Source organism: Mesorhizobium sp. M0243 (genome assembly GCF_040321775.1).
GTDB lineage: Bacteria > Pseudomonadota > Alphaproteobacteria > Rhizobiales > Rhizobiaceae > Mesorhizobium.
In genome coordinates this window covers 48,642-74,021 of sequence record NZ_JAMYSF010000012.1, presented here as the reverse complement: position 1 = coordinate 74,021, position 25,380 = coordinate 48,642, and the positions used below count along the sequence as shown (strand labels likewise).

The window sequence follows — 25,380 nt, the reverse complement described above, 5'->3', positions numbered from 1 at the left end:
TGCGGGGGAGATGCCCGGCAGGGCAGAGGGGGGTGTGACGGAGCGCAAGTTCCGCCAGGCAGCCTGAGTCTTCAATCCGACCACTTCACCTTGGTCAAATCATTGGCCTGGATCGGCGCGTTTTCCCACAGCCCTTGCAGCTTGGCGTCCCAGACTCCGACCTTCGGCAATTCGTAGAGGAAGCCGACCACGGCATCGTCGGCCAGGATCTTCTGTGCCTGCCCCAGCAATTCCTTGCGCTTGGCTTCGTCGGAGGTGACACCGAGGTCGGCAATCACCTTGTCGAAGGCTGGATTGTCGTAGTTGAAATAATAGTCTTTGCGCGAATAGATATCGATGTCGTTGGGCTCGGTGTGGGAGACGATGGTCAGGTCGTAATCCTTCTTGGTGAACACCTGATCCAGCCACTGTGCCCATTCGACCGGAATGATTTCCAGATCGATGCCGACGTCGCGAAGTTGTGAAGCGATGATCTCGCCGCCGAGCCGCGCATAGGCGGGCGGCGGCAGTTTCAGCGTCGCCTTGAAGCCGTTCTCGAGGCCTGCCTCCTTCAGCAGTTCCTTGGCCTTGGCGACATCATGCGGGTAGCGGCCGGTGAGGTCGACATAGTCCTTGTTGGCCGGCGACATATGCGAGCCGATCGGCTGCCCGAGGCCGGCCGAGGCGCCGTCGATGATCGCCTTGCGGTCGAGCGCGTAGGAGATCGCCTGTCTTACCTGCAGCTTGTCGAAAGGCGGCTTCTTGTTGTTGATCGACAGGATGGTCTCACCCTCGGTCGCGCCGATCACAACCTTGAAGCGCGGGTCGTCCTTGACCTGGGCGACGCTGTCGGCATCGAAGAACGGGAAAGCCTGGATGTCGCCCGAGAGCAGCGCCGGCACATAGGCGGCTGCATCCGGCACGATGCGGAACTCGGCCTTGTCGAGGGACGCCGGCGTACCCCAGTAGTTATCCGATTTGACCAAGGTGATCGACGATCCCTTGGCCCAGCTCTGGAACTTGAACGGGCCGGTGCCGATCGGTTTCTCCTTGTTGGTATCGGCAGATTCCGGCGCCACGATTACCGCGTCGCCCCAGCCCATATTGTAGAGGAACGAGCCCTGCGGGTTTTTCAGCGTGACCTTGACGGTTGCCGGGTCGACCACGTCGACTTTGTCGATGGCGGCGAACAGGCCCTTTTGTGCGTTGACGGAATTTTCGGCGCGGGCTCGATCGAGCGAGAATTTCACGTCGCTGGCGTCGAAGTCGGTGCCGTCATGGAATTTCACGCCGGTGTGCAGCTTGAAGGTGTAGACCTTTCCATCATCGGAAATGGTCCAGCTTTCGGCCAGATCCGGCAGCACCTCGCCATTCGGCCCGATGCGTGTCAGCCCCTCGAACACATTGGCGTAGAGAACCTCGTCGATTGCCGCGGCGGCACCTGCGGTTGGGTCGAGATGCGGGGGTTCGAGCGGAATGCCGATGACCAGGTCGGTTCGCGCGGCAAACGCGGAGGTGCCGGCGGCCAGCGACAGCACCGCGGCCGCCAGAATGGTTTTCCACAATTTCATCGTGCAACTCCCCATGCGTTCAGACACGTGCTCGAACCCGGGCGATAGAAGCGTGATTTCGCCACGGAGTAAATTGCGTTTCGTTCTGCCCGTTGGCGGGGCCGGGAATGTTTTTGTCCTGGCGACCGCATCGGCAGGTCGAAGCTTGTCGCGGTGCACACCTTATTCCGTGGCTGTGCCGCGCAGCAGCACGTTGAGCCCGATCGCCATCACCTTAGCCGATTCTACCATGTCCGATATGCCGACCCATTCGTCCGGCCGATGGGCGAGGTCGAGAATGCCCGGCCCATAGGCGATGCAATCATAGATATGGCCGATGCGCGCAATGTGCTTCTGGTCGTAGGTGCCGGGCGAAATGACATAGTCGGGTTCGCGGTCGAAGATCGCCATGATGCCTTGCGCAACCGCCTTGACCACCGGGGCGTCGCGCTCGGTCATCAGCGGCAGCACTTCCATCAGGTCGCGGATTTCGTAGTCGAATTTTGTCCGCTCGCGCTTTAGCCGGTCGAGAATACCGGTCACTTCGCCTTTGACGGTGTCGAGATCTTCCTCCAGCAGGAAACGGCGGTCGATGGTCAGCCGGCAGGAGTCGGGCACGTTGGGCGACGGCAGGCCGGGCCGGAAGTCCTCGGTCTGGCCGCCATGGATCGAATTGATGTTCATGGTCGAGCGTTTTGCCCCTTCGGGCACGACCGGCATGCGCGTCATCTTGCGGTCGAGTGCGGGGAACAGCTCGTCCTCGAAAGCCCTCAGCACGGCGCCCATGTGACGTACGGCATTGTCGCCGAGAAACGGCATCGAGCCGTGCGCGATCTCCCCCTTGGTCTCGATCTCCGCCCACCAGACACCGCGATGACCGAGGCAGATGCGGTCCTTGTTGAGTGGCTCGGGTATGATGACGTGGTCGACTCTGGGCTTCGAGAAATAGCCCAGGCTCGCCAGATGGGCGACGCCGCCGAAACCACCGGACTCCTCGTCGACCGTGCCGGATATTTCGATGGCGCCGGGAAAATCGGGGAAGACTTCCAGGAAGGCTTCGGCTGCGACGATCGAGGCGGCAAGACCGCCCTTCATGTCGCAGGCGCCGCGGCCGTAGACCTTGCCGTCTTTGACGATGCCGGCAAAAGGATCGACGGTCCAGCCGTCGCCAGCTTCGACCACGTCGATGTGTGAGTTGAAGTGGACGCAGGCGCCTGACGATCTTCCGTCGAAACGGGCAACGACATTGACGCGCGGGTAGCGGTCGGTGTCGCCGGGCGTGCCTTCGGCGCGGATGAATTCGGTCTCGAAACCGCTCTTCTTCAGCCGCGCGCCGAGATATTCGGCGCATGGCCGATAGGCCTCGCCGGGTGGATTGATGGTCGGAAAACGGATCAGCTCAGTGGTCAGCGCGACGACATCGTCGCGCCTGTCATCGATTGCCCGGAGGAGTCGCTCGTTCATACCCAGAGTTGAGCAGCGATCTCAGCGGTTTTGCAAGCCCGTTGGTGATCGAGCCTGGGCGGCGTGTCGTTGCGGCAACTATTGCGGGAAATCGTTCAAATTCGCTGCTTTGGATTGGCGAATTGGTCAAGGTGTGTGTGTTAGCCCGTTCATCTGCCATTAAAAAGATGAAAGACAATTTGAGGGCAGACAGGTTAGGGGCAATCAAAGGGGTTTGATCGCATGAAAAAGACAGTTCTCATGGCAGCCGTGTTTGTTGCGATGCTGTTCGGTGCTTCGGGGCAGGGCTGGGCAGCCAGCCTCGTTGCAAATATTGACGTGTCGTCGCAGACGATGACCGTCAGATATGGTGCGTCGGTTTACCGGTGGAGCGTCTCCACCGCGCGCAAAGGCTACATTACCCCGCGCGGCAGCTATCGGCCGCAACGGACGGCGCGGATGTGGTATTCGCGCAAATACGACATGTCGCCGATGCCTCATTCCGTGTTCTTCCGCGGCGGCTATGCCATTCACGGCACCGGCGCGGTGAGGCAGCTCGGGCGCCCGGCATCGCATGGCTGTGTGCGCTTGCACCCGACCAACGCCGCCGCCTTCTATGCGATGGTTCGGCAAGCCGGCTTCGGCAATACGCGGATTGTCGTGACGAACTGAAGAGATTCAGGTTCGCTGTTGTCGGCTGGCGCAGGGCTAACACCCTCGCCAGCAGTTCTGTTTAAGCGTTTGGGACCGCTTTTGCCTGCGAGGGCCGCTTTCGACGCCCGCCGCTGATCTCCCACCTTTTGTGGAACCACATCCACTGGCCGGGATCTTCTCGCACCCAGCGTTCGACGACATCGTTGAGACGCTGGGTGGTGGCGTGGACATCGACGCTGCCGTCAGCGGTGCGCGGCAATGTCAGCTTGTCCTCGATTTCGAGCCGGAAGCGGTTGCCTGGCAGCCTGATGCAGCGCGCCGGATAGACGTCGCAGTCATAGTGACGGGCAAGGGTGGCCAGCACCCGATTGCTCTGGCACGGACGGCCGAAGAACGTCGTATCCAGTCCATTGGAGAATTTCTGGTCGACAAGGATGCCGATGTTGCCGCCGTTCTCCAGGACCCCGGCCAAGGCGAATGAAGCACCGGCCATCGATGGCAGCAACGAGCCCATGGTCGAGCGGCGCGTCGAGAGGATGTAGTCGGCAAGATAAGGATTGTTGGGCGGCCGAAACAGCGCCGTGATGTTCATGCCGAAGGTCGCCGCCGCCACCGGCAGCAATTCGAAATTGCCGAGATGACCGGTAAAGACGATATGCGGCTTCTGTTCGCCAGCGATTTCGACGAAGTGGTCCGCTCCTTTGACCTCGATGCGGCCGGGCTTGATGGCTGTAGGGTCATAGTCGAAGAGGGCGTCGAGAAAGATGTATTCCGCGGCAAGACGGGCCATGTTGCCCCACATGTCGGAGGCGATCGCCTGGATCTCGGCTTCGCTCTTTTCCGGATAGGCCTTGCGCAGATTGTCGACGGCAACCTGATGGCGTCCCACCCGGGGGCCGACCATGCGTGCGACGCGGTCGGCGAAATTCAGCGCACTGTCGGCCGGCAGCAGGCGCAGGACCGAGATGATCATCATCGCCGCCCGCGCCACCAGCCAGTAATTGAGCTGGCGCAGTTGCCTGCCGTAACGAAATTTTAGATCCCGGCGGAACTTCTTGAACACAGAGGTCAAGGCTCTAGCCGACGCGCAGGATGATCTTGCCGAACACGTCGCGGCCTTCCATGCGCTTCAGCGCGGCATCTATACCGTCGAAGTCGACTTCGGTATCGATGACAGGTGCGACCTGTCCCGCCGCCATTTTCTGCATGGCGTTTGCCATGTTCTCCATGCGGCAGCCAAAGGAGCCAAGCAGTTTCAATTGCTGCTGGAACAGCTGCATGAGGTTGATCTGCGTCGACACGCCGGAAGTCGAACCGCAGGTCACCAGGCGGCCGCCACGCTTCAGGCACAACATCGAGGCGGCAAAAGTGTCGGCGCCGACATGTTCGAAGACGACATCGACGCCCTTCTTCTTGGTCAGCTTGCGCACGACGCCCTCGAAACGGTCGTCGCGGTAGTTGATGACATGGTCGGCGCCGAGCGCCTTGGCCTTGTCGATCTTGTCGTTGGAGCCGACCGTGGTGATGATGGTGCAGCCCATCCGCTTGGCCAGCTGGATGGCCGCCGAGCCGATGCCGGATCCGCCGGCATGGATAAGGATCGTCTCGCCGGGCTGTAGCCTGGCGTTGTCGAACAGCATGTGCTCGACCGTGCCGAAGGTGACGGGCGCGACCGCCGCGCCGATGTCGGTCACGCCGGGCGGGGCAGGGACCAGCAGGCGAGCCGGCAGGTTGATCTTCTCTTGCGCGAAACCGTCGAGATGGAAACCGTGCACACCCGAAACATGTTCACAGAGGTTGTCGCGGCCTTCGCGGCAGGCTCGGCAGAGGCCGCAGGTGCGCGCGCCGTAGATCGATACCAATTGTCCGGGCAGCAGGCTGGAAACGCCGGGGCCCACCGCCTCGACCTCGCCGGAGGCTTCGGCGCCGACGACCAGCGGCAGCTTGCGCTTGGCGAAGGCCATGCCGCGCCAGCCCCAGACGTCGATATGGTTCAGCGCCACCGCCTTGATGCGCAGCGTGACTTCGCCAAGTGCCGGCGGTGAGGGTGGCGGCAGGTCCACCGTTTCAAGACGGCGGTCCTCGATAAGTTGCAATGCGCGCATTGGGCCTGTCGGTTTCGGTCTGGCTGAAAAAGGTCGCTTAGACCGGTTCCCGCGCCATGACAAGGCAAGTGTTCTGGCCGCCGAAGCCGAAGGAGTTCGACAGAACGGTGCGAACCTCGGCATTGCGCTTCTTGTTCGGCACCACGTCCAGCACGATCGCGGGGTCGGGATTGTCATAGTTGATGGTCGGCGGAATGACGCTTTCGCGCATCGTCATCAGCGAAAAAGCTGCCTCGACCGCGCCGGCGGCCGACAGCGTGTGGCCAATCATCGACTTGTTCGACGAAACCGGCATCGAGCCGATCCGCTCGCCGAACACCGTCGACAGCGACAGATGCTCCATCTTGTCGTTTTCGGGCGTCGAAGTGCCGTGAGCGTTCACGTAGTCGATCTCGTCTTCGCTCAAGCCGGCATCGGCAAGCACAGCACGGACCGCCGCGATCGCCGGCGAAGCGTCCGGCTTCGAGCGGGTGCGGTGGAAATCGTCCGCCTTTTCGCCGCAGCCGCGCAGGATGCCAAGAATCGTGGCGCCGCGCGCCATCGCGGCTTCCAGCGATTCCAGCACGAGAGCGCCGGAGCCCTCGGCCAGCACAAAGCCGTCGCGCTCCTTGGAGAAGGGTTTTGACGCCTTTTCGGGAATGTCGTTGTGGGTCGACAGCGCCGACAGCAGCGAGAAGCGGATCAGCGCCTCGGCGGTTGCCGAACCGTCGGCGCCGATCGACAGCGCCCGGTCGCATTCGCCGCGGCGGATCGCCTCGACACCGAGCTGGATGGCGGTGGCGCCGGAAGCGCAAGCGGTCGACAGCGTGATCGGCAGCCCGCGTGTGCCGAAACGGTCGGCAAGCCGGTCGGCGATCGAGCCGAACTGCGTGGTCTCGAAAATGTCTAGTTCCTTCAATCCGCGCGCCACCCGCAGCAGCCGTTCGCCGCCGGAGTCCAGTTTGTCGGAATTGTAGAGCGCGAAGCGGTCGTGCCAGTCGAGTTCGACCGGCGGTGAAGCGAGGAAGAGAGGACCACCGAAATCACCGGAATCGAGGCCGGATTCGGCCACGGCCTCACGCGCGGCGGTTTCCGCCAGTTCATAGGTGAGGTGGCTGGAGCCCTTCGAGCTCGATGGCAGGAAGTCGACCATGCCGGAGATGCGGGTGTTGAGATGATCGACCGGAAAACGGGTGATCGGGTGGATGCCCGACTTGCCCGAGGTCAGCGCCGCCCAATTGTCGGCCTTGCCGACGCCAAGCGAGGTCACCACGCCGATGCCGGTGACGGCGACGATCGGCCTGCCCATATGATCGTTCAGATTGGCCATGCGGGAGCCCTCGAGCGTTTATCGTTGCAGCATGGATCGTGGAACACCGCCTCAGGCGGCGTTGATCAGCGCCATGCCCTCGAATTGGTGATAGCCGATCGCCGTTGCAAGGACGGTTGCGGGAACCCCTTCGAACGGCTTCTCGGCTGCGGCATCAAAAACGGGGTAGGCGGCCTTGCGATCGACGGCCAGCGCCGCCAGTGCCACGGCGAAGGGAAACTGTGCTTCCTTCATGTGCCCGGTCAGCGTCGAGAAGCCGCGCGCGGCAATCGCCGGATTGGCGTCGAGCGCTGCTTTCTCGGCGATGGTTGCCATATGGGCGCCTGACGCGCCCGACAGGGCCAGTAATTTGCCGTTCGGCATTGCAGCCTGCTTGAGCAGTGCGGCGATCTCGGTGTCGAGTTCTCCCCGTGGGCGCCTGGCGCGGCCGGAGACGACCGGCCCAAGCTCGGCATAAATCTTTCGTCCGCGGCTTGTCGCGTGTTCGCGCTGCTCCAGCACCAGGAAGGCACCGCCGGATCCAGTCACGACGCCGCCGCCCTCAGCCCCCTGTCTTTGCCAGACCGGCTTCCACGGGCCGCGATGCAAATAGCCGGCGAGTTCATAGCCGAGCAGCATGTCGGAATGTTCGGTCTGGAAGGCACCGCCGACCAGGATGTGCGTCGACTGGCCGGAGCGGATGCGCGCGGCTGCCGTCTCGACGGCGGCGACACCGGCACCTTCCTCACCCATGAAGGTTCTGGATGAGCCCGTCACCTTGTGGACGATGGAGATGTTGCCGGCGAGCAGATTGGAAAGCTGGGCCAGGAACAGTGTCGGCCGCAATTCGGTGGTCAATTTCTCGTTGAGCAGCACATCGCGGTCGTTGCGGCTTTCCGAAGCGGCGAGAATGGCGGCATCGACCGCCTCGTCGCGTTCGCCGCCGCCTGCGGCCACAACCATGTCCATGGTCGTGCAGAGTTCGTCATTGCCCTTGATGCCGGCGTCGTCCAGCGCCAGGCCTGCGGCATAGGTGCCGAGCCTCTGCCAGGTTTCCATCTGGCGCTGATCGCCGCGTTTGGCGATCTGCAGGTTCCAGTCGATCTCCGGCAATGGATGGACGGTATAGGGTGCAAAGCGCGCCGCTTCGAGCACCGGTTCCAGGCCCGGCTGCGCGAGCTTCTGCCAATGGGCGTCCGGACCTTCCCCCAGCGAGGAGACAAGGCCGATACCAGTGATGACGACGTCGCGGGGGCTGCTCATGAGCGGCTTTGTGGGTCAGGCGGCAGGGCGCGTCAAGATCACGCGCTCAACCGAAGTCAGGCGGTCTTGGCGGCAACCAGTGCGTCGATCTTGGCGCACAGGTTCTTCATGACGAAGTAATCGTCGGTCGAAGCCTTGCCGTCATTGACCTCCTGGGTCCACTTTTCCAGCGGCACCTTGATGCCGAATTCCTTGTCGATGGCAAAGACGATGTCGAGGAAATCGAGGCTGTCGATGCCGAGATCGTCGATCGTGTGGCTCTCGGGCGTAATGGTGTCGATATCGATCTCGCTGGTGTCGGCAATGATCTTGGCGACTTTGTCGAACGTGGTGGACAAGGGCTTTTCCTTCGGTTGCGGGCGGAATCTGTCCGCATCTTGTTTGGGCGCTGTCTAATCGGTTTTTCCCGGCAGGAAAAGGCCTGATACGCCGGGCGCAGATGGGAAGCCTGCTCTGTAAAGGCAAGAAGGGACGCCGGCTGACCGGCGGCCCTTCCCTTTGACGTTACGTCAGCCTTTGTCTCGATGCATGTCGTTCCCCAAAACCGGAACCACTTTGGGCGACATGCATTAGCTGTCGCGGAGCTTGACCAGGTCGTTCAGCAGCCCGCCCGTTCCGTTGTGGACGGTCAGCCGCTCGACCTTGCCGGCGATGGTTTCCAGAGCCTCAAGCTCCTTCAACCGCAGCATCACCGGGTTTTCCGCCATCACCCTGGCCGTGTTGAGGAGGGAACGCGTCGCGTTCGTCTCCTCGCGGCGACGGATGATGTTGGCCTCGGCCTGCTTTTCGGCCGACACCACCTGGTTGAGGATCTCGCGCATCTCGCCCGGCAGGATGACATCCTTGAGCGCGATATCACTGACCTCCACCCCGATCTCGGCCATGTCGGCGCGAACCTTGCCGGCGGCCTCCTCGTCGATCGTCACCTTCTTTTCAAGGATCTGATCGAGTGTCAGCGCGCCAAGGGTCTTGCGGAAGGCGTACTGCAGGGCGCGGTAAAGGGCTTCGGAGAAGTCCTTCACCATGCTCACCGCCTTGACAGGATCGACGACCCGGTATTCGGCTGCGATGTTGACGCGGATCGTCACGCGATCCTTGGTCAGCACTTCCTGCCCAGCAACGTCGAGCGACTGGCGCTTGAGGTCGACGACCTTGATCTGCACCATGCGTCCGACGTTCCAGAAGCCATGCACGCCCGCCGTCAGCGTCCTGACCAGGACACCGTCGATGAACAGCAGTCCGGCCTGACCGTCGACGACCGGGTGGACGGACATCAATTCCGCCTTCCGGGCCTGGCCGAGCCGGCGCATGACCGCCGCATCGATGGCGAGATCGACCGATGTGTCGATCAGCGTCACCTTCCACGGACCGGCATCCGTCCACAGCACGAGCTTGCGGTCCGGCGCCAGAACGGCGTGCAGATTGCCGTCACGCTCGATGATGGCGACATCCGTGCGCCCGGTGCGAACGACGGTGAAATGACGCGCGGCCACATCCGGGAGCTTGTCGAACAACGCCTTCTCGTATGCCGAAACGAATTCCGGGTTCTTCAGATCGTGCCGGGACACTTCAAGGCTGCCGCGCCGGTTGGCGAGCCAATGTTCGCCCGGCAGCAGGACAGTCTTGATCTCACCCTTGTGGAGGGTGAGGGCACGTTCGTTTTCCTTTACGAGGACGCGCTCGCGTCCAAGAACCTTGTCGAGAATTGTCATTGTTTCACTCCTGTCGGGCATGGCCACATGCGAGGCGTCAAGTCATGCGTCGATCGTTCCTTTCGTTTCTCGTTTCACATCGTCGTCTTGCGTCATCGTCCGGGCACGAATGATCCGGGGACTGGTGGCATCAATCCGTGGCGGGCCTTCGGGAGCGGATCGCGGGGCAGCGAAGCGGGCGCCGGAGGCCGAGCTTCCTTTGCCGGCGACACTGCGCCTTGATCGTCACCGCGGGCCTGGCCGCGAGCCGATGGCGAAAGACGCTTGGGATGATCCGCGCCCGAGGGCTTGGGCCATCCGTTCAGTCTTTCGCATTCCAGTCCCCTGACCGTTTTTCGGATGGCTTTTCAGGCCAATGGAGAAGGAATCGAACCTTCGACAGTCAGATTAACAATCTGATGCTCTAACCAAACTGAGCTATCCGTGGTGCAGATGAAGGGAATTGAACCCCCGACCTCCGGACCCAAATCCGGCGCTCTCCCGCTGAGCTACATCCGCGATCCCAGTCCCCAAAGCGGCGCCGTATACAGGGCGGCAAAGCCGCCTGCACGGGCGGAGGCGAAAGCTCCAACCGTTGTGCTCGCTTCGGTTCTCGTGACCGGGAGCGCGCCTATAGCCCCTGCGACGGGTTGTCGCAAGCGGCATTGTCGTGGCGGATTTGCGGCTTCTTGCGGCGGTGGCATTTCGGCAACACCGCTTTCGACGTCAGCGATCGCGCGCAGGGAGCTCAGAAGGTGACGCGGCCGAGCACGCGCAGGCTATCGCCCTGCGGCTCCACGACCACGGCCTCGCCTTCGCGCGGCGAGATGCCGGTCAGCGCCACGATGTCTTCCAGATGGGTGACCATGACCAGATTGTCGGAGCCGGAATAGGCGCGGATTTCTTTCAGGATCGCCGCGATCTGCGCGGCTTTCTGCGCCTCGTCGCCCTTCAGGAGATCGAGCGGAGCAAACAGCTCCGGCTCGGCCTCGAAGGCGATGCGGGCAGTATCGAGGCAGCGGCAATAGCGGCTGGACAACACGCGCTCGATCGGTGCCGCACGGGCGGCAAACAGAGCGCCGATCTTGCTCGCCTGTTGCTTGCCACGGGCCGACAGGTTCATCTGGGTGGCGCAACTGTCGATGTCGAAATTGGCCGGGTCGGTGGTGCCGGTGACCATGGCATGGCGCAGCAGCACGACATGTCCGCCATCGCGCAGCAGCGCCCAGCCTGCATCCGTGGCGTGGGCCACGCCGGGAATAAGAAACAGGAACAACGCCAAGGCAAATCGAATCATCCGCTATCCTTCTCCGGTTCCCGGCAATGGGTTCCGGTGACGGGACATATAGGGACGGTAAAGCCAGCCGAAAGACAAGGCGCGGTCGGCGGGATGCGTAGACCTACTTCTTCGCCATCTGCTTCTTCACCAGATCGATCTTCTGGTCGGTGAGCGGGATGGGGATTGTGTAGCCGGCTTCGGTAAAGCCCTGCTTGGCGTTCTCGAAGAATTCGATCGCCTTTTGATATTCGGCCTTGCCCCCGCCATAGCTGGCTCGGTTCCAGCTGACGTCACCGAGATTGTTCTGCGCGAAGGCCCATTGCATGGGCAGGCTTTCCCTGGTGAATACCTTCAGCGTGGCCGCGAAGGCGGCCTCGGCATCACCGAGGTATTTGCCGGTGCGTTCGAGATTGCCGAGGTTGAGCAGGCTCATGCCGATGCCGTTCTGGGCGTTGGCCCAGTCGACTGGTGCCGCGTCGACGGTGAGTACTTCGAGGGCTGCTCGGCGGGCCGCTATGGACTCAAGCAGCGTCCTGGAGTCGGCATTGCTCATGCTCAGCCAGTGCAGCGTCGAGCCGAGGCCGGCCTGGGCCAGCGCCCATTGGCGGGGGTTCGTCTCGCGCTTGTACTCGCGCAACGCATCGCGGTAGGCGGCAATGGCTTCACCATAATGTTCCGGCTTGTCGGTGACGCCGCCGAGGAGCTGCAGCGTGTTGCCGAGATTGTAGTGGCTCATTGCCCAGTCGAGAGGGAATTTCCGTCTGACATAGACCTGCCGGGCCGCCCGGAAGGCCGCGGCCGACTGCTCCAGCTTGGCCGCGTCGCGGGTGCGCTGGCCAAGCGTCTGGTAGATCGAACCGAGATTGTTCTGCGCCGACGCCCAGTCCATCGGGAAACGCTGCCGGGTAAAGACCGTCAGTGCATCGTCATAGGCGGCCGCGGCCTCTTCGAGCGCGCCGGTGCCCATATCGAAACGGGCGACACCGCTCAGCGCGTTGCCGAGGTTGAGCCTGCTGGTCGCCCATGAGACGGGGAAGGTTTCACGGGTTCGCACTTCAAGCGCGGCACGGAACGCGTTGGCCGCCTCGTTTATCTTCGCCTTGTCGTTGAGCTGAATGCCGAGCGACACCAGCGTGTTGCCGAGATTGTTCTCGACCATCGCCCATTCAACCGGCGCCTTTTCGCGTGTGTATTCCTCAAGTGCCAGCCGGTAGGCCGCCTCGGCTTGCGTCAGATGTTCGCCGGCGGCCTCGCGCTCGGAAAGCGCATAGAGCGCCAGGCCGAGATTGTTCTGCGAAGCGGCCCAGTCGAGCGGGACCTTGTCGCGCGGGCGTTTTTCGAGTGTGGCGCGCATCGCCACCACCGCCTCGTTCAGGCGTTTCGGGTCGCTCTCACGTTCGCCGATCTTCAACAGCACGTTGGCCAGATTGTTCTGCGCGGCGGCCCAGTTAAGATCGTCCTTCTCGCGCTCGAACACGACAAGGGAATCGCGAAAGATCCGCGCTGCCTCTTCAAGGCGCGCGGTCTCCGTCTCTCGCTCGCCGATGGTCTGCAGCACCACCGCCATGTTGTTGCGGGTGATCGCCCAGTCGCGATTCTGTTCGTCATTGGGGATGAAGTTCAGAATGGTGCGATAGGCCTCGATGGAGTGCTGCAGCGCATCGAGATCGCCGGTGGCGTAGCCGTAGGCGTTCAACGCCTCGGCTTGCTGGTTCTTGTAGTTCCAGCGCAGCTTGTCGTCCCATTTCTCGGCCAGCGAGAAGGCCTTGGCGTAATCGCCTGCGGCGGATTTGTAGTCGAAGACCAGGCCAGAGGCATCGGCGCGCCTGGCATAGATCGCGGCATCGGCAAGACGCTTCTGCTTGACGAGATCCTCGGCTTGATCGACCGCGTCGTTGGTCTCTTCGATCCGGCCGACGGCATCGTCGAGGAATTTACGCGCCGTCACGATGGCGCCCTGGCTGATGGCCTTGTCGGCGGAGGCGACAAGCCGTTTGATCTCCGGATCGTCGGTGCGAAGCGCTGCACGCTCGGACATCATCTTCTTCAGGCGCTCGGCCTGGGCGTCGAGCACCTTTTGCAGGTCAGTCGGATCTTCCGGGATCTTTTCCGTGCCGAGCGCTTTCAGCACGCCATAAAGCGCATCAAGCGGCACGCCTTCCTGCAGCGAGGCCAGTTCCACCTGCGCCCGTTTGGGGTCGGGCAGGTCGGAAATCGTCAGCAGCAGCTGGCGCCGCTCGCCGGTGATCAGCCCGTCGTCGCCGGTCGGCTCCGCCGGCGCGACGCCGAAATAGAGCAGCCGGCGCAAGCTTTCATTGACCCAGGGGCGCTGCTTTGCCTTTGTGTCGAGATAGACCTCCTCGGTCACCATGCGCATGACCGAGCCGAACTCGGTACCCTTCATCGCCGCGAGGTGGCGCAGCAAAGCGGACGCATAAGGGCTGTTTTCGCCGGCGGCGCCATCGAGCGCTGGACGACCCGGTTCTGCGGCAAAGCCGACCACCGTACCCAGGCTCGCGTCGGCCGCCGGCGCATTGCCGAGCGCCTTCGCGCCGCGCACCGGCTCCAACCCGCCGGCGCCTATGGGCGAGGCGGAAGCGGTCGGTGAGCGCCGGACCATGGCATCCGCGGGGAATGGATTGGTGCGGCAGGCGTCGAGCAGCATGATCGTCACCGGCACTGTCTTTTTCAATGCCTCCATGACGGCCGATATCGGCACAAGGCTGGTGCCGGCATCCTTCAGCGACGGGACGTCGGCATCGACCGGAACCAGATAGTTTTCGCCGCCGGCCTCGATGCCATGACCGGAGTAGTAGATGAAGGCGACATCGGCGCCGTCGGCATCTTCGGTGAACCGCTCCAGGTCGCGCTTCAGCTTGGTGGCGTCGCGGTCGGTGACGCTGCGGGCGTCGAAGCCAAGGTCGGTCAGCATCTTGGCCATGTCGCGGGCGTCGTTGGCGGGGTTGGGCAGGGCGGCGATGTGCAGGTAATTCGACTGGCCGATGATCAGCGCCACGCCCTTAAGGCTTATTGTCTCGGCAACTGCAAGCGCGGTCGCGGCAAGGCAAAGCAGTGCGGCGATGAAAGCCGTCAGCCATGCCCGCCGCAAAAGATTAAGCTTCGAGGTTTCGACAAAGGTCATTTGTCGTTCGCATCCGCCCTGATGATCCAAGCCCTCTATAACGCTGCCAATGGACCATGATCAAATTTGGCCATGATCAAATTAGGGCATGATCAAATTCGGGCGCGATTGCGCCGCGGCCGTGGCTCGCCTATCCCTGAAAAATGTCGCCGCTCACCGAAACCGTTCTTTTCGTCTTCAGCCTCGTCGCGCTCGGCTATCTCACCGGGCTCACCGGCTATCTAAAGCCGCCCAGCGGGGACGGCATCTCCGAATTCGCCATCAACGTGGCGATGCCGCTGCTGCTGTTTCGGACGATGGTGAATTCCGATTTCCATGGCGTGGCGCCATGGTCGCTGTGGGGCGCTTACTTCACCGCGGTTGCAATGACATGGGCTGCCGGCCATCTGGTGACGACGCGAATCTTCGGGCGGGACGCACGCACAGGTATCGTCGGTGGAGTGTCGTCGTCCTTCTCGAATGTGGTGTTGCTGGGCATTCCCTTCGTTCTCGGCGTATTCGGGTCCAGCGGATTCGAAGTGCTGTCGCTGCTCGTTTCCGTGCATCTGCCGACCATGATGATGGCGTCGATCATCATGTTCGAGATATTTGGCCGCGGTGGCAGCGAGCCCGTACACCCGCTGCGCATCATCCAGAGCTTTCTGAGAAGACTGTTCACCAATCCCCTGATCATCGGCATCCTGGCCGGGCTGGCATGGCGCCTAACCGGCGCGCCGCTGCCGAACCTTGCCACACGGCTGGTTGATGCGCTGGCTGACACTGCCGGGCCAGTGGCGCTGTTCGCCATGGGCCTCAGCCTGCGCCGCTTCGGTATCTCCGGCAATGTCCGGCCGGCTCTGGCGCTTTCGGTGCTGAAATTGTTCCTGATGCCGGCTCTGGTTCTCGGTCTGGTCTGGCTGCTTGGCCTGCCGCCATTGACGGCCAAAGTGGCGGTGGTGGTGGCGGCGCTACCATCCGGCATCAATTCCTATCTCATCGCCGTGCAGTTCAACACCGGCCAGGCGCTGGCGTCGAACCAGATGACAATCGCCACGGCGAGCGCGGTTGTTACAACCGCCTTCTGGCTGACGGTGGTGCTCCACGTTTTCGGATAGATAGCCAGATGGTGCGGCCAGCGATCGGCACGGCATATGTCCGGCCTGCTCTCGCCTCGGGCTGGTCCAACCCCTATATGCCATCTTGCGATTGCTTGCGGGCCTTGCCCTCGGTAAAGAGCAGTGGCTCCGGCGTGCCGGCTTCAGTCCATGGCGCACGCTCACCGAAGATTTCACAGACCGGCCGTCAGCGCGCCGAACGGAGGATAGACCATGCTTCAGAAAACCAGCCATTTCATGCGGCAGGCCAATCTCATCAATGGCGAATGGGTGCAGGCCGACAGCGGCCAGACGGTTGACGTCAACAACCCGGCCACCGGCCTCAAGATCGGCACCGTGCCGAAGTCGGGCAAAGCCGAAACCCGCCGCGCCATCGAAGCCGCCGCGGAAGCTTTCAAGACCTGGCGCAAGACGACCGCGCTCGAGCGCTCGAAGCTGCTGCGCAAGCTGCATGACGCAATGATGGACAATCAGGACGTGCTGGCCGAACTGCTGACCATCGAACAGGGCAAGTCGCTGTTCGAATCGAAGGGCGAGATCGGCTCTGCCGCGGCCTACATATTGTGGTTCGCCGAGGAAGGCCGCCGCACCTATGGCGACGTCGTGCCGTCGCCATGGGCGGACCGCCGCATCCTGGTGACCAAGGAACCGGTCGGGGTCATCGCCGCCATCACGCCGTGGAATTTCCCGTCCTCGATGCTGGCCCGCAAGCTCGGCCCGGCGCTCGCCGCCGGCTGCACCGCAGTGGTCAAGCCGGCCTCGCAGACACCATATTCAGGCCTCGCCTGGGGTGCGCTCGCAGAGGAGGTCGGCTTCCCCAAGGGCGTCGTCAACATCCTGACCGGTTCGGCAAGCGAGATCGGCGACGAGATCTGCGCCAATCCGCTGGTGTCGAAGATCACCTTCACCGGATCGACCGAAGTCGGCAAGCTTCTCATCCAGAAGTCGTCGGTCACCGTCAAGAAAGTGTCGATGGAGCTCGGTGGCAACGCGCCGTTCATTGTCTTCGATGACGCCGACCTCGAGCGTGCGGTCGCTGGTGCGATCACCGCCAAGTATCGCAATTCCGGCCAGACCTGCGTCTGCACCAACCGCTTCCTTGTCCAGGCTGGTGTCTATGACAAGTTCGTCGAGAAGCTCGCTGCCGCCAGCAACGGGCTGAAGGTCGGCTCCGGCCTCGAGGACGGCGTGCAGCAGGGGCCGCTGATCGACGAGAAGGCGGTCGAGAAGGTCGAAGAACTGATCGCCGACGCCACATCCAAGGGCGGCAAGATCGTTGCCGGCGGCAAGCGCCATGCGCTCGGCGGTTCGTTCTTCCAGCCGACGGTCATTGCCAATGCGACGCCCAAGATGCGCTTCATGAAGGAAGAGATCTTTGGCCCGGTCGCACCGGTGTTCAAGTTCGAGACCGAAGAGGAGGCGATAGCACTCGCCAACGACACCGAATTCGGCCTCGCCTGCTATTTCTACACCGGCGATCTCGGCCGCGCCTTCCGCGTCATGGAAGGGCTGAAATACGGCATGGTCGGCGTCAATGAAGGCCTCATCACCACGCCGGAGGCGCCGTTCGGCGGCGTCAAGGAATCGGGTCTCGGCAAAGAAGGCGGACATCAGGGCATCGAGGATTATCTCGACACCAAATATGTCTGCATCGGCGGCCTCGGCCTCTGATAGGATATTCCCTGAGATGGGGAGGCCGATGGCCTGCCTGTCTCTCATGGGAAAACCAGCCGAAGTCTTCTGGATCAACTGGCATTTACGGGCATGGCGATGAAGGACGGCGAGGTTTTCGGCACGACGCAGGCAGGCGAGCCGGTGCGTCGCTTCACGATCAGGGGCGGCGGTATCACCGCCAACATCATCGGTCTGGGCGCGATCATCCAGGATCTGCGCCTGACCGGGCACGATGCGCCGCTGGTGCTTGGCTACGACAATCTGGCGGCCTACGAGACGGATACGGGCTTCTTTGGAGCGGTTGTCGGCCGCTATGCCAACCGCATCCGCGACGGCCGCTTTACCATCGCCGGCAGCCGCTACCAGACCGAGCAAAACTTCCTCGACAAGCATACGCTGCATGGCGGCTCGCAAGGCTATTCCCACAGGCCGTGGACGGTTTCGTTGCATGGCAGGGATTTCGTCACGCTGACGTTGCACGATCCCGACGGCGCGATGGGCTTTCCCGGCGCGCTCGATGTCACTTGTACCTACCGGTTGAAGATCCCCGGCACGCTCAGCGTCGAGCTGACCGCCACCTGCGAGGAGCCGACGCTGTGCAATCTGACCCAGCATTCCTATTTCAACCTGGATGATGGCGGCGCCGGCGACATTCTCGACCACAGGATGATGCTGAATGCCGGCGCCTACCTGCCGGTCGATGGCGACATGATCCCGACCGGCGTGGTCAAGCCGGTTGACGGCACGCCGTTCGATTTCCGCCAGGCGCGGCCGCTGCGCATGGAGACCGAGGGCGAACAGCTGCCCTACGACCAGAATTTCTGCCTCGCTTCGGCACGCGGGCCGCTCAAGCAGGCGGCATGGGCGCAAGGCGCCAGTTCCGGTGTCGAGATGGAGGTCTGGACCACTGAGCCGGGCGTCCAGCTCTATACCGGCCAGTACGTGACGCCGCGCACCGGGTTGGAAGGCCGCGACTACAAGGCTTTTTGCGGCTTCTGCCTGGAGCCGCAGATTTGGCCGGACGCGCCGAACCGGCCTTATTTCCCGCAGGCGACGCTGTGGCCGGGCGCGATCTACCACCACGTGACGGAATACAGATTCCGTCTGCCCTGAGGCCTGCCAATGTTCAGGTGAAGCCCGCCTGACCTGAATCGCAACAGACTTTAGCCGGCGAAGGCCGCGCGCAGCGTCTCGAACGGCGCCAGCGCGCCGCGCACCTGCACCACGGCTGCGGCGACGCGATGCGCACGGCGTGCTGCTTCAAGCGGGTCGTGGCCGGCAAGTCGAGCCGCAAGATAGCCGCCGTTGAAGGAATCGCCGGCGCCCGTCGTATCGGCGGGAGCGGCGACATGGATTGCCGGGACTTCGCGCAGCGTTCCTGCTTGGGCAATCAGTGCCGGTGCTTCGCCGTTCTTGACGACGACCTCGCCGACGAGTTGCCCGAGCCGCTTCGCTGTGGCTTGCGGTGTTGGATCGCCGAACAGCATCTGCTCGTCGGGGAAGGTCGGCAATGCGATGTCGGTGACGGCAAGGGCTTCGACGATCGCTGCCTGCGCATCCTCGCGCTCACGCCAGAGCCGCGGCCGATAGTTGGGGTCGAAGGCGATAAGTGAACCAGCCGAACGCGCCTTGGCGACGGCGGCCAGCAACTCAGCGCGCGCGGCTTCGTCCAGAATTGCCAAAGTGATTCCGGAAAAATAGACAAGTGCCTGATTTTGCAGGTTTTTCGATAATGCGGCCGGGTCCGAGACAAGCTGCCGCGCGGCGGCGTCGCCACGCCAATAGGTGAAGGAACGTTCGGCTCCCGTCAGCGTGATGGCATAGAGGCCGGGCCGCGCGCCCGCTATGAGCGGGCTGGAGCCGATGCCGATGCCGTTTTCAGCGAAGAAATCGATCTGGCCTTGCGAGAATGGATCGTCGCCGAAGGCCGAGACATAGGTTGCCGGCCGCTCAGCGCTCAGTGCATGCAGCGCCCACAGCGTGTTGAACGTGTCGCCGGCAAAGCCTATGCGCCAGTTCGGTCCCGTCTGGCCCGACAGTTCGAGCATGCATTCGCCGATCGAGGCGACGCCGTTTCCCGCCATCTGCAATCCTCCAGTGATCTCGGTGCTGTAGCTTTTTGCCACCGGCAGCGCCATGCTTGGCAAGCAGGGTTTTTTCCGCCACAGCGTTTTCCCACAGGCTGGCGGGATGCGATCCGTTCGGCAGAGCGTTGTCTGCAGAAGAGGAACCGGTTTGGCATCGATATGGCGTTATCTTCTGGCAGGTCTTGGTCTGGCTGCCTTGCTGGTCGGCATTCTCGCGGTCGTTTACCTGACGGCGCCGCGGTCGGCGCGGCCCGCCGGCCCGGATGTCTCTCGGACGAAGAACACCGCCAACGGGCTGTTCGTGGCAAGCTTCGCGCCGGAGCGAGGCGTTGTGCGGCTAGGCCAACTGCAATCCTGGCTGCTGACGCTGAAGACAAAGGCTGGAGCTCCGGTGGAAGGGGCGGCGATCGCGATCTCCGGCGGCATGCCGCTGCACAGTCACGGCCTGCCGACCAGCCCGCAAGCGACCGACTATCTCGGCGACGGGCGTTACCGGATCGAAGGGGTGAAATTCACCATGAGCGGCTGGTGGCAGCTGCATTTCGCTATCTCGGCCACCGCAGGCTCCGATACGGTGCTCTTCAACGTGGTGCTGTGAGCAGGACATGAGGCGGCGTTCGCGTTTTCTGGCGCTAATGGTGGCCGTTGTCCTTACCGGTTGCACGAAGCCGGATTTTTCCGACGCCGAGAAGACGACCATCGCCTCGCTGGCGCTGTCGTCGCTGCCGGCGCTCAAGCCCGACACCACCAATCGTTTTGCCGACGTGCCGGCGGCTGCCGCACTCGGCTCGACGCTGTTCTTCGACCAAGGCATGAGCGGTGACGGGTCGATATCCTGTTCGACATGCCACAAGATCGACCGCCAGTTCCAGGACGACCTGCCGCAGGCGGTCGGGGTCGGCCGTACCAGCCGGCGCACCATGCCGCTGGCCGGCGTCGCGCGCGATCCCTGGTTCTTCTGGGACGGCCGCCGCGACAGCCTGTGGGCCCAAGCGCTGACGCCGCTCGAAAATCCGCTGGAGCAGGCGGGAAACCGCGCCGCCTACGCGCATTACATCAAGGCGCGCTTCGGCGAGCGCTATGAGCGCATTTTTGGGCCGCTGCCTGACTTTTCCGGTATGCCGTTGGATGCCAGCCCTTTGGGAAACGATGCCGAGAAGGCTGCCTGGAACGCGATGAGCGGCCCGCAGCGTGACGCCGTCAACGGCGTCTTTGCCAATATAGGCAAGGCGATTGGGGCCTTCGAACGCTCGATCGCGCCGGCGCCGACGCGTTTCGACCGTTTTGCGCTGGACGTCGCCACCGGTGCTGAGCCGAAAGGCGATGCGGTCTTTTCCAAGCAAGAAATCCTTGGGCTGAAACTGTTCATCGGCAAGGCCAATTGCGTGACCTGTCACAACGGCCCGCGCTTCACCGACAACAGCTTTCACAACACCGGCGTGCCACCCATTGCGGGCCTGCCGCCGGACCGCGGCCGCATCGATGCGGTGCGCCAAGTCGAAGCCGACCCGTTCAACTGTTTCGGCGCCTATCGCGATGGCGACGCCAGCGCCTGCGGCGAGTTGCGCTTCATGGTCAAGGATGGCCCGCAACTGATCCGCGCCTACAAGACGCCGTCGCTGCGCGGTGCGGCAACGCGGTCGCCCTACATGCATGCCGGGCAGTTTTCGTCGCTCGACGAGGTCGTGGCGCACTACGCCAAGGCTGCACCCAGCGTGGAGGGTACGTCCGAAGTTCATCCGCTGGGGCTGTCGGATCGTGAACGTGCGGCGCTGGTGGCTTTCCTGAAGACGCTTTCGGAGTGAGTTAGAGCCCGATCCATCCCGATGTATCGGGATGGGGCTCTACGTTTGACCATGATCTTGTCCGAAAACCGGCTTCCACTTTTCGGGATCATGGTCATCGATCCTTGACTGTCTCCATTGCCACGAAGGTCGAGGTCTGGGCGACGTGGGGCAGGGCCGAGATGCGTTCGCCGAGGACGCGGCGGTAGGCGGCGATGTCCCTGGTGCGGACTTTCAGCAGATAGTCGAAGCTCGACGCCATCATGTGGCACTGCTCGATTTCCGGCACGGCCTGCACGGATCGGTTGAAGGCATCGAGCGCGGCGGACCTGGTGTCGGACAATTTCACCTGGACGAATGCAACATGGCCTTCGCCCATGCGCTCGCGGTCGATGATCGCCTGGTAGCCCCTGATGTAGCCGTCCTTCTCCAGCCGCTTCACCCGCGCCTGCACCGGCGTTTTCGACAGGCCGACGTTTGCCGCCAGTTCTGACATCGAAAGCCGGCCATCGCTTGCCAGCGCCGCCAGGATATTCCTGTCGATGCGGTCCAATTGGTCTTCCGTCATCGAAAATGCAGTCCATATGTCGGTTTTGAGCTGCTACGATAGATCGAACGACCTGCAATGTCGATTTCTTCGGACCGATTGAAAATTCGCATCTGTGCTAGCTTGCACCATTCGGTCCGGTGACCGCCGGCCCGATCCCTTTGCTCGATCCATGGGACCGCCATGCCAGCGCTCGATGCCATCCGCCAGCAGATCCGCGCCAACTACCTGCCCGATGAAGACGAGGCCGTGAAGCGGCTTGCCGACGCGACGGCGCTCTCCGGGAAAGACCGCAAGGCGATCTCGGCCCGCGCCGCCGATCTGGTGCGGGCGGTGCGCGGTTCGTCCGATCCCCGGCTGATGGAAGTCTTCCTCTCGGCCTATGGTCTCTCCACCAAGGAAGGCGTCGCGCTGATGTGCCTGGCCGAGGCACTGTTGCGCGTGCCCGATACCGAAACGATGGACGACCTCATCGCCGACAAGATCGCGCCGCACGACTGGTCGGCGCATTCGGGCGGTTCGAGCTCCATCTTCGTCAACGCCTCGACTTGGGCGCTGATGCTGACCGGCCGCGTCCTCGATGAGGGCGAGGGCGGCATCGAAGGCACGCTGCGCTCGATGGTGCGGCGGTTGGGCGAGCCGGTCATCCGCAAGGCGGTGGCCGCCGCCATGCGCGAGATGGGCGAGCAGTTCGTGCTCGGCCGCACCATCACGGAAGCCGTCAAGCGCGGCCGGCCGATGACGCAGAAGGGCTACCTCTATTCCTTCGACATGCTGGGCGAGGCGGCCCGTACCGAGGCCGACGCCTTGCGCTATCACAAGGCCTATGCCGACGCGATTTCGTCGCTCGATTCCGGCTCCAACGGTCCTGACATCAGGCAGAACCACGGCATTTCGGTCAAGCTTTCGGCGCTGCATCCGCGCTACGAGGTGGCGCAGAAGGAAGAGATGCTGCCTGTGATGGCCGAGCGGCTCTTGTCGCTGGCGCTTGCCGCGCGCCATTCGCGTATGGGCCTCAACATCGATGCCGAGGAGGCCGATCGCCTCGATCTGTCGCTCGACGTCATCGAGCGGGTGCTGGCCGAGCCGGAGCTCGCCGGCTGGAACGGCTTCGGCGTGGTGGTGCAAGCGTATGGGCCACGCGCGGCTTTCGCCATCGATTGGCTCTATGCGCTGGCCAGGAAATACGACCGCAACATCATGGTGCGGCTGGTCAAGGGTGCCTATTGGGACACCGAGATCAAGCGGGCGCAGACGCTCGGACTGTCAGGCTATCCCGTCTTCACCCGCAAGACCAACACCGACGTTTCCTACATGGCTTGCGCGAAAAAGCTGCTATCGATGACCGACCGCATCTATCCGCAATTCGCCACCCACAATGCCCACACCGTCGCCGCCATCTTGGCGATGACGGATAATCGCGATTCCTTCGAGTTCCAGCGCCTGCACGGCATGGGCGAGGCGCTGCACGAGACGGTGCGCCGGTCCGAAGGCACGCGCTGCCGCATCTACGCGCCGGTCGGTGCGCATTCCGATCTGCTGGCCTATCTGGTCCGCCGGTTGCTGGAGAACGGCGCCAATTCCTCCTTCGTGCACCAGCTGACCGATGAGGACGTCGAGCCGGAGGACATTGCGCGCGATCCGCTCGAAACGGTCGAGAGCCAGGGTCCGGCCGCCAATCCGGCGATTGCCCGGCCTTCCGAGATTTTTGGGGCCGGGCGTCGCAATTCGAAAGGATTCGACATCACCGACACGGTGACGCTGGCGGCGATCGACAAGGCCAGGGCGGCCTTCGCTGGGCCGGATCGTTGGCATGCCAAGCCGATCACCCGTGCCGCCGGCTACGGCAAGCAGCGTCCCATAGTCAACCCAGCAAAGCCTTCCGAAGTGGTCGGTACGGTCAGCGAAGCCGCCGCCAAGCAAGTCGCGACCGCCGTGCGCTTTGCGGTGGAAGCGCAGCCGGCATGGGCAAAACGTTCCGTCGCCGAGCGCGCTGCCATCCTCAACCGTGCCGCCGATCTCTATGAAGCCAATGCCGTCGAGTTCTTTGCACTCGCCACCCGCGAGGCCGGCAAATCGCTGGCCGACGGCGTCGCCGAAGTGCGCGAGGCGGTCGACTTCCTGCGCTACTACGCCACCGAGGCGGCTAATGCGGAGGCGGGCACGCAAGCGCGCGGCGCCATCGTGTGCATTTCGCCGTGGAATTTCCCGCTCGCCATCTTCACCGGCCAGATCGCGGCCGCACTTGTCACCGGCAATTCGGTCATCGCCAAGCCGGCCGAGCAGACGCCGCTGATCGCCTTCCGGGCTGTCGAGCTGCTGCGCGGGGCCGGTGTGCCGGAAGACGTCATCCAGTTGCTCCCTGGCGACGGCCCATCGGTCGGCGGGCCGCTTACATCAGATCCGCGCATCGCCGGCGTCTGCTTTACCGGCTCGACCGAGGTCGCCAAGCTGATCGAGAAGCAACTGGCCGAGACGGCCGCGCCCAACGCCATGCTGATCGCCGAGACGGGCGGCCTCAACGCCATGATCGTTGATTCCACCGCGCTGCCCGAACAGGCGGTGCGCGACATCCTCGCCTCGGCTTTCCAGAGTGCCGGCCAGCGTTGCTCGGCACTGCGCGTGCTCTATGTGCAGAAGGACGTGGAGAAGAAGATGCTGGAGATGCTGAAGGGCGCCATGGAGGCGCTCAGCATCGGCGATCCCTGGCGGATTTCGACCGATGTCGGCCCTGTCATCGACGACGAAGCGCAAAGCTCGATCCGCGAGTACTGCACGAAAATGGGCCTGCAGGGCCGGCTGATCGCCAAGCTCGAGGCGCCGAAGGAAGGTCGCTTCGTCGCGCCGCATGTTTTCCGGGTCAAGGGTATCGAGGACATGGAGCGCGAGGTGTTCGGGCCGGTGCTGCATGTCGCTACGTTCGACGCCGACGAAATCGACGCGGTCATCGCCGCCATCAACCGCAAGGGCTATGGCCTGACCTTCGGCCTGCACACCCGCATCGAGGGTCGCGTCCAGCATTTCGTCGACGGCATTCATGCCGGCAACATCTACGTCAACCGCAACCAGATCGGCGCCGTGGTCGGCTCGCAGCCGTTTGGTGGCGAGGGGCTTTCAGGCACCGGGCCGAAGGCCGGCGGCCCGCACTATCTCAGGCGCTTCCGCAAGGGGCCGGAGGCCGGCACCCATTTGCAGGATGGCCATAAGGTCACGGCGACCGAACTTGCCGACAATCTGCCTGATCCCACACTTGGCGGCTGGTCGACGCGGCCCGACCGGATCGCCATTCTGAGGAAGCATCTGCGCGGCAAGGGTGCCGCGGCCATTGGTGCTGCCGCCGGCATCGATTTCGGCCAGGTCGACCTGCCCGGACCAACCGGCGAGGCCAACACGCTGTCGCTGTCGCCACGCGGACGGGTGCTGTGCCTTGGTCCCGATGGCGATACGCTGCTCGCGCAGACGATCCAGGCGCTCGCCGCCGGCAATGCGGTGCTGGCCGTGGCGCCCGGCGCACCGGCTGCCCTTTCCGCGTTGACCGGCAAGGGCCTGCCGCTGGCCGCCATCGACGGCCGGCCGGATCCGGTCGAGGCGCGCGCGCTACGCGTCGATGTCGTCGCTTTTTCCGGCACGTCCGAGGCCGCGCGCATCGTGCGCAAGGTCATCGCCGACCGCTCCGGGCCGATCGTGCCGCTGGTCAGCGAGGTACTGAACCCGGCGGCCTATGCACATGAACGGGCTGTCTGCGTCGACACCACCGCCGCCGGCGGCAATGCGAGCCTGCTGGCCGGAGCTTGATCCCG

Annotated in this window: 19 protein-coding genes and 2 tRNA genes; 7 read left to right on the top strand and 14 right to left on the bottom strand. The window is 63.3% G+C overall.

From position 1 onward, the window contains the following. Window positions 1-71: 71 nt before the first annotated feature. Entirely contained in the window at window positions 72-1,550 is a 1,479-nt protein-coding gene (locus NKJ11_RS17480; protein ID WP_352629373.1) for an ABC transporter substrate-binding protein, read from the bottom strand. Between the two features lie 162 nt (window positions 1,551-1,712). Beyond that, window positions 1,713-2,993, bottom strand: coding sequence for an acetylornithine deacetylase/succinyl-diaminopimelate desuccinylase family protein (locus tag NKJ11_RS17475; protein WP_352629375.1), 1,281 nt, complete (start codon window positions 2,991-2,993; stop codon window positions 1,713-1,715). A gap of 222 nt (window positions 2,994-3,215) precedes the next feature. Between NKJ11_RS17475 and NKJ11_RS17470 the strand changes: the two genes are divergently transcribed. Next, a complete protein-coding gene (locus tag NKJ11_RS17470) occupies window positions 3,216-3,644 on the top strand; it encodes a L,D-transpeptidase (protein ID WP_023812266.1) in 429 nt (142 codons plus the stop codon). Between the two features lie 61 nt (window positions 3,645-3,705). On the opposite strand, the gene NKJ11_RS17465 is transcribed toward NKJ11_RS17470, so the two are convergent. From NKJ11_RS17465 to NKJ11_RS17420, 10 genes are all read right to left on the bottom strand, one after another. Continuing rightward, window positions 3,706-4,689, bottom strand: coding sequence for a lipid A biosynthesis lauroyl acyltransferase (locus NKJ11_RS17465; protein WP_164892933.1), 984 nt, complete (start codon window positions 4,687-4,689; stop codon window positions 3,706-3,708). Between the two features lie 13 nt (window positions 4,690-4,702). After that, window positions 4,703-5,731 carry a zinc-binding dehydrogenase gene (locus tag NKJ11_RS17460; RefSeq protein ID WP_127291678.1) on the bottom strand — a complete coding sequence of 343 codons (1,029 nt, stop codon included), beginning with the start codon at window positions 5,729-5,731 and terminating at the stop codon, window positions 4,703-4,705. Between the two features lie 37 nt (window positions 5,732-5,768). After that, window positions 5,769-7,040 carry a beta-ketoacyl-ACP synthase gene (locus NKJ11_RS17455; protein ID WP_127291675.1) on the bottom strand — a complete coding sequence of 424 codons (1,272 nt, stop codon included), beginning with the start codon at window positions 7,038-7,040 and terminating at the stop codon, window positions 5,769-5,771. Window positions 7,041-7,091: 51 nt separating this feature from the next. Further along, a complete protein-coding gene (locus NKJ11_RS17450) occupies window positions 7,092-8,282 on the bottom strand; it encodes a beta-ketoacyl-ACP synthase (RefSeq protein ID WP_128303982.1) in 1,191 nt (396 codons plus the stop codon). Between the two features lie 56 nt (window positions 8,283-8,338). Continuing rightward, window positions 8,339-8,620, bottom strand: a complete 282-nt coding sequence (locus NKJ11_RS17445) for an acyl carrier protein (protein ID WP_010909964.1) — start codon at window positions 8,618-8,620, stop codon at window positions 8,339-8,341. Between the two features lie 231 nt (window positions 8,621-8,851). Beyond that, window positions 8,852-9,994: a slipin family protein gene (locus tag NKJ11_RS17440; protein ID WP_023812260.1), complete on the bottom strand. Its 1,143-nt coding sequence runs from the start codon at window positions 9,992-9,994 to the stop codon at window positions 8,852-8,854. Window positions 9,995-10,346: 352 nt separating this feature from the next. Then, window positions 10,347-10,416, bottom strand: a tRNA-Asn gene (locus NKJ11_RS17435). 2 nt (window positions 10,417-10,418) lie between these two features. Then, window positions 10,419-10,492, bottom strand: a tRNA-OTHER gene (locus tag NKJ11_RS17430). A gap of 229 nt (window positions 10,493-10,721) precedes the next feature. Further along, window positions 10,722-11,270, bottom strand: a complete 549-nt coding sequence (locus NKJ11_RS17425; protein WP_023812259.1) for a histidine phosphatase family protein — start codon at window positions 11,268-11,270, stop codon at window positions 10,722-10,724. A 103-nt stretch (window positions 11,271-11,373) separates the two neighbouring features. After that, window positions 11,374-14,394: a caspase family protein gene (locus NKJ11_RS17420; protein WP_352439883.1), complete on the bottom strand. Its 3,021-nt coding sequence runs from the start codon at window positions 14,392-14,394 to the stop codon at window positions 11,374-11,376. 143 nt (window positions 14,395-14,537) lie between these two features. Here NKJ11_RS17420 and NKJ11_RS17415 point away from each other — a divergent pair, with 143 nt between their 5' ends. From NKJ11_RS17415 to NKJ11_RS17405, 3 genes are all read left to right on the top strand, one after another. Next, window positions 14,538-15,488, top strand: a complete 951-nt coding sequence (locus NKJ11_RS17415; protein WP_352793843.1) for an AEC family transporter — start codon at window positions 14,538-14,540, stop codon at window positions 15,486-15,488. Window positions 15,489-15,701: 213 nt separating this feature from the next. Next, window positions 15,702-17,159, top strand: a complete 1,458-nt coding sequence (locus tag NKJ11_RS17410) for an NAD-dependent succinate-semialdehyde dehydrogenase (RefSeq protein WP_127291661.1) — start codon at window positions 15,702-15,704, stop codon at window positions 17,157-17,159. A gap of 93 nt (window positions 17,160-17,252) precedes the next feature. Further along, a complete protein-coding gene (locus NKJ11_RS17405; RefSeq protein WP_023812255.1) occupies window positions 17,253-18,275 on the top strand; it encodes an aldose epimerase family protein in 1,023 nt (340 codons plus the stop codon). 50 nt (window positions 18,276-18,325) lie between these two features. Here the strand turns inward: NKJ11_RS17405 and NKJ11_RS17400 are convergent, their stop codons facing one another. After that, window positions 18,326-19,246, bottom strand: coding sequence for a sugar kinase (locus NKJ11_RS17400; RefSeq protein ID WP_352793881.1), 921 nt, complete (start codon window positions 19,244-19,246; stop codon window positions 18,326-18,328). Between the two features lie 151 nt (window positions 19,247-19,397). Here NKJ11_RS17400 and NKJ11_RS17395 point away from each other — a divergent pair, with 151 nt between their 5' ends. Further along, window positions 19,398-19,847 (top strand): FixH family protein, encoded by a 450-nt coding sequence (locus NKJ11_RS17395; protein WP_023812254.1) that lies wholly within the window; start codon window positions 19,398-19,400, stop codon window positions 19,845-19,847. A 7-nt stretch (window positions 19,848-19,854) separates the two neighbouring features. Next, the gene (locus NKJ11_RS17390) at window positions 19,855-21,054 is read left to right on the top strand and encodes a cytochrome-c peroxidase (protein WP_352793841.1); all 1,200 of its coding nucleotides are present in this window, start codon (window positions 19,855-19,857) and stop codon (window positions 21,052-21,054) included. 94 nt (window positions 21,055-21,148) lie between these two features. On the opposite strand, the gene NKJ11_RS17385 is transcribed toward NKJ11_RS17390, so the two are convergent. Further along, window positions 21,149-21,601, bottom strand: a complete 453-nt coding sequence (locus tag NKJ11_RS17385; protein WP_023812252.1) for an Lrp/AsnC family transcriptional regulator — start codon at window positions 21,599-21,601, stop codon at window positions 21,149-21,151. A gap of 162 nt (window positions 21,602-21,763) precedes the next feature. Between NKJ11_RS17385 and putA the strand changes: the two genes are divergently transcribed. Continuing rightward, complete coding sequence (putA, locus tag NKJ11_RS17380; protein ID WP_352793839.1) at window positions 21,764-25,375, top strand: bifunctional proline dehydrogenase/L-glutamate gamma-semialdehyde dehydrogenase PutA; 3,612 nt, start codon at window positions 21,764-21,766, stop codon at window positions 25,373-25,375. The last annotated feature ends 5 nt before the right edge of the window (window positions 25,376-25,380 follow it).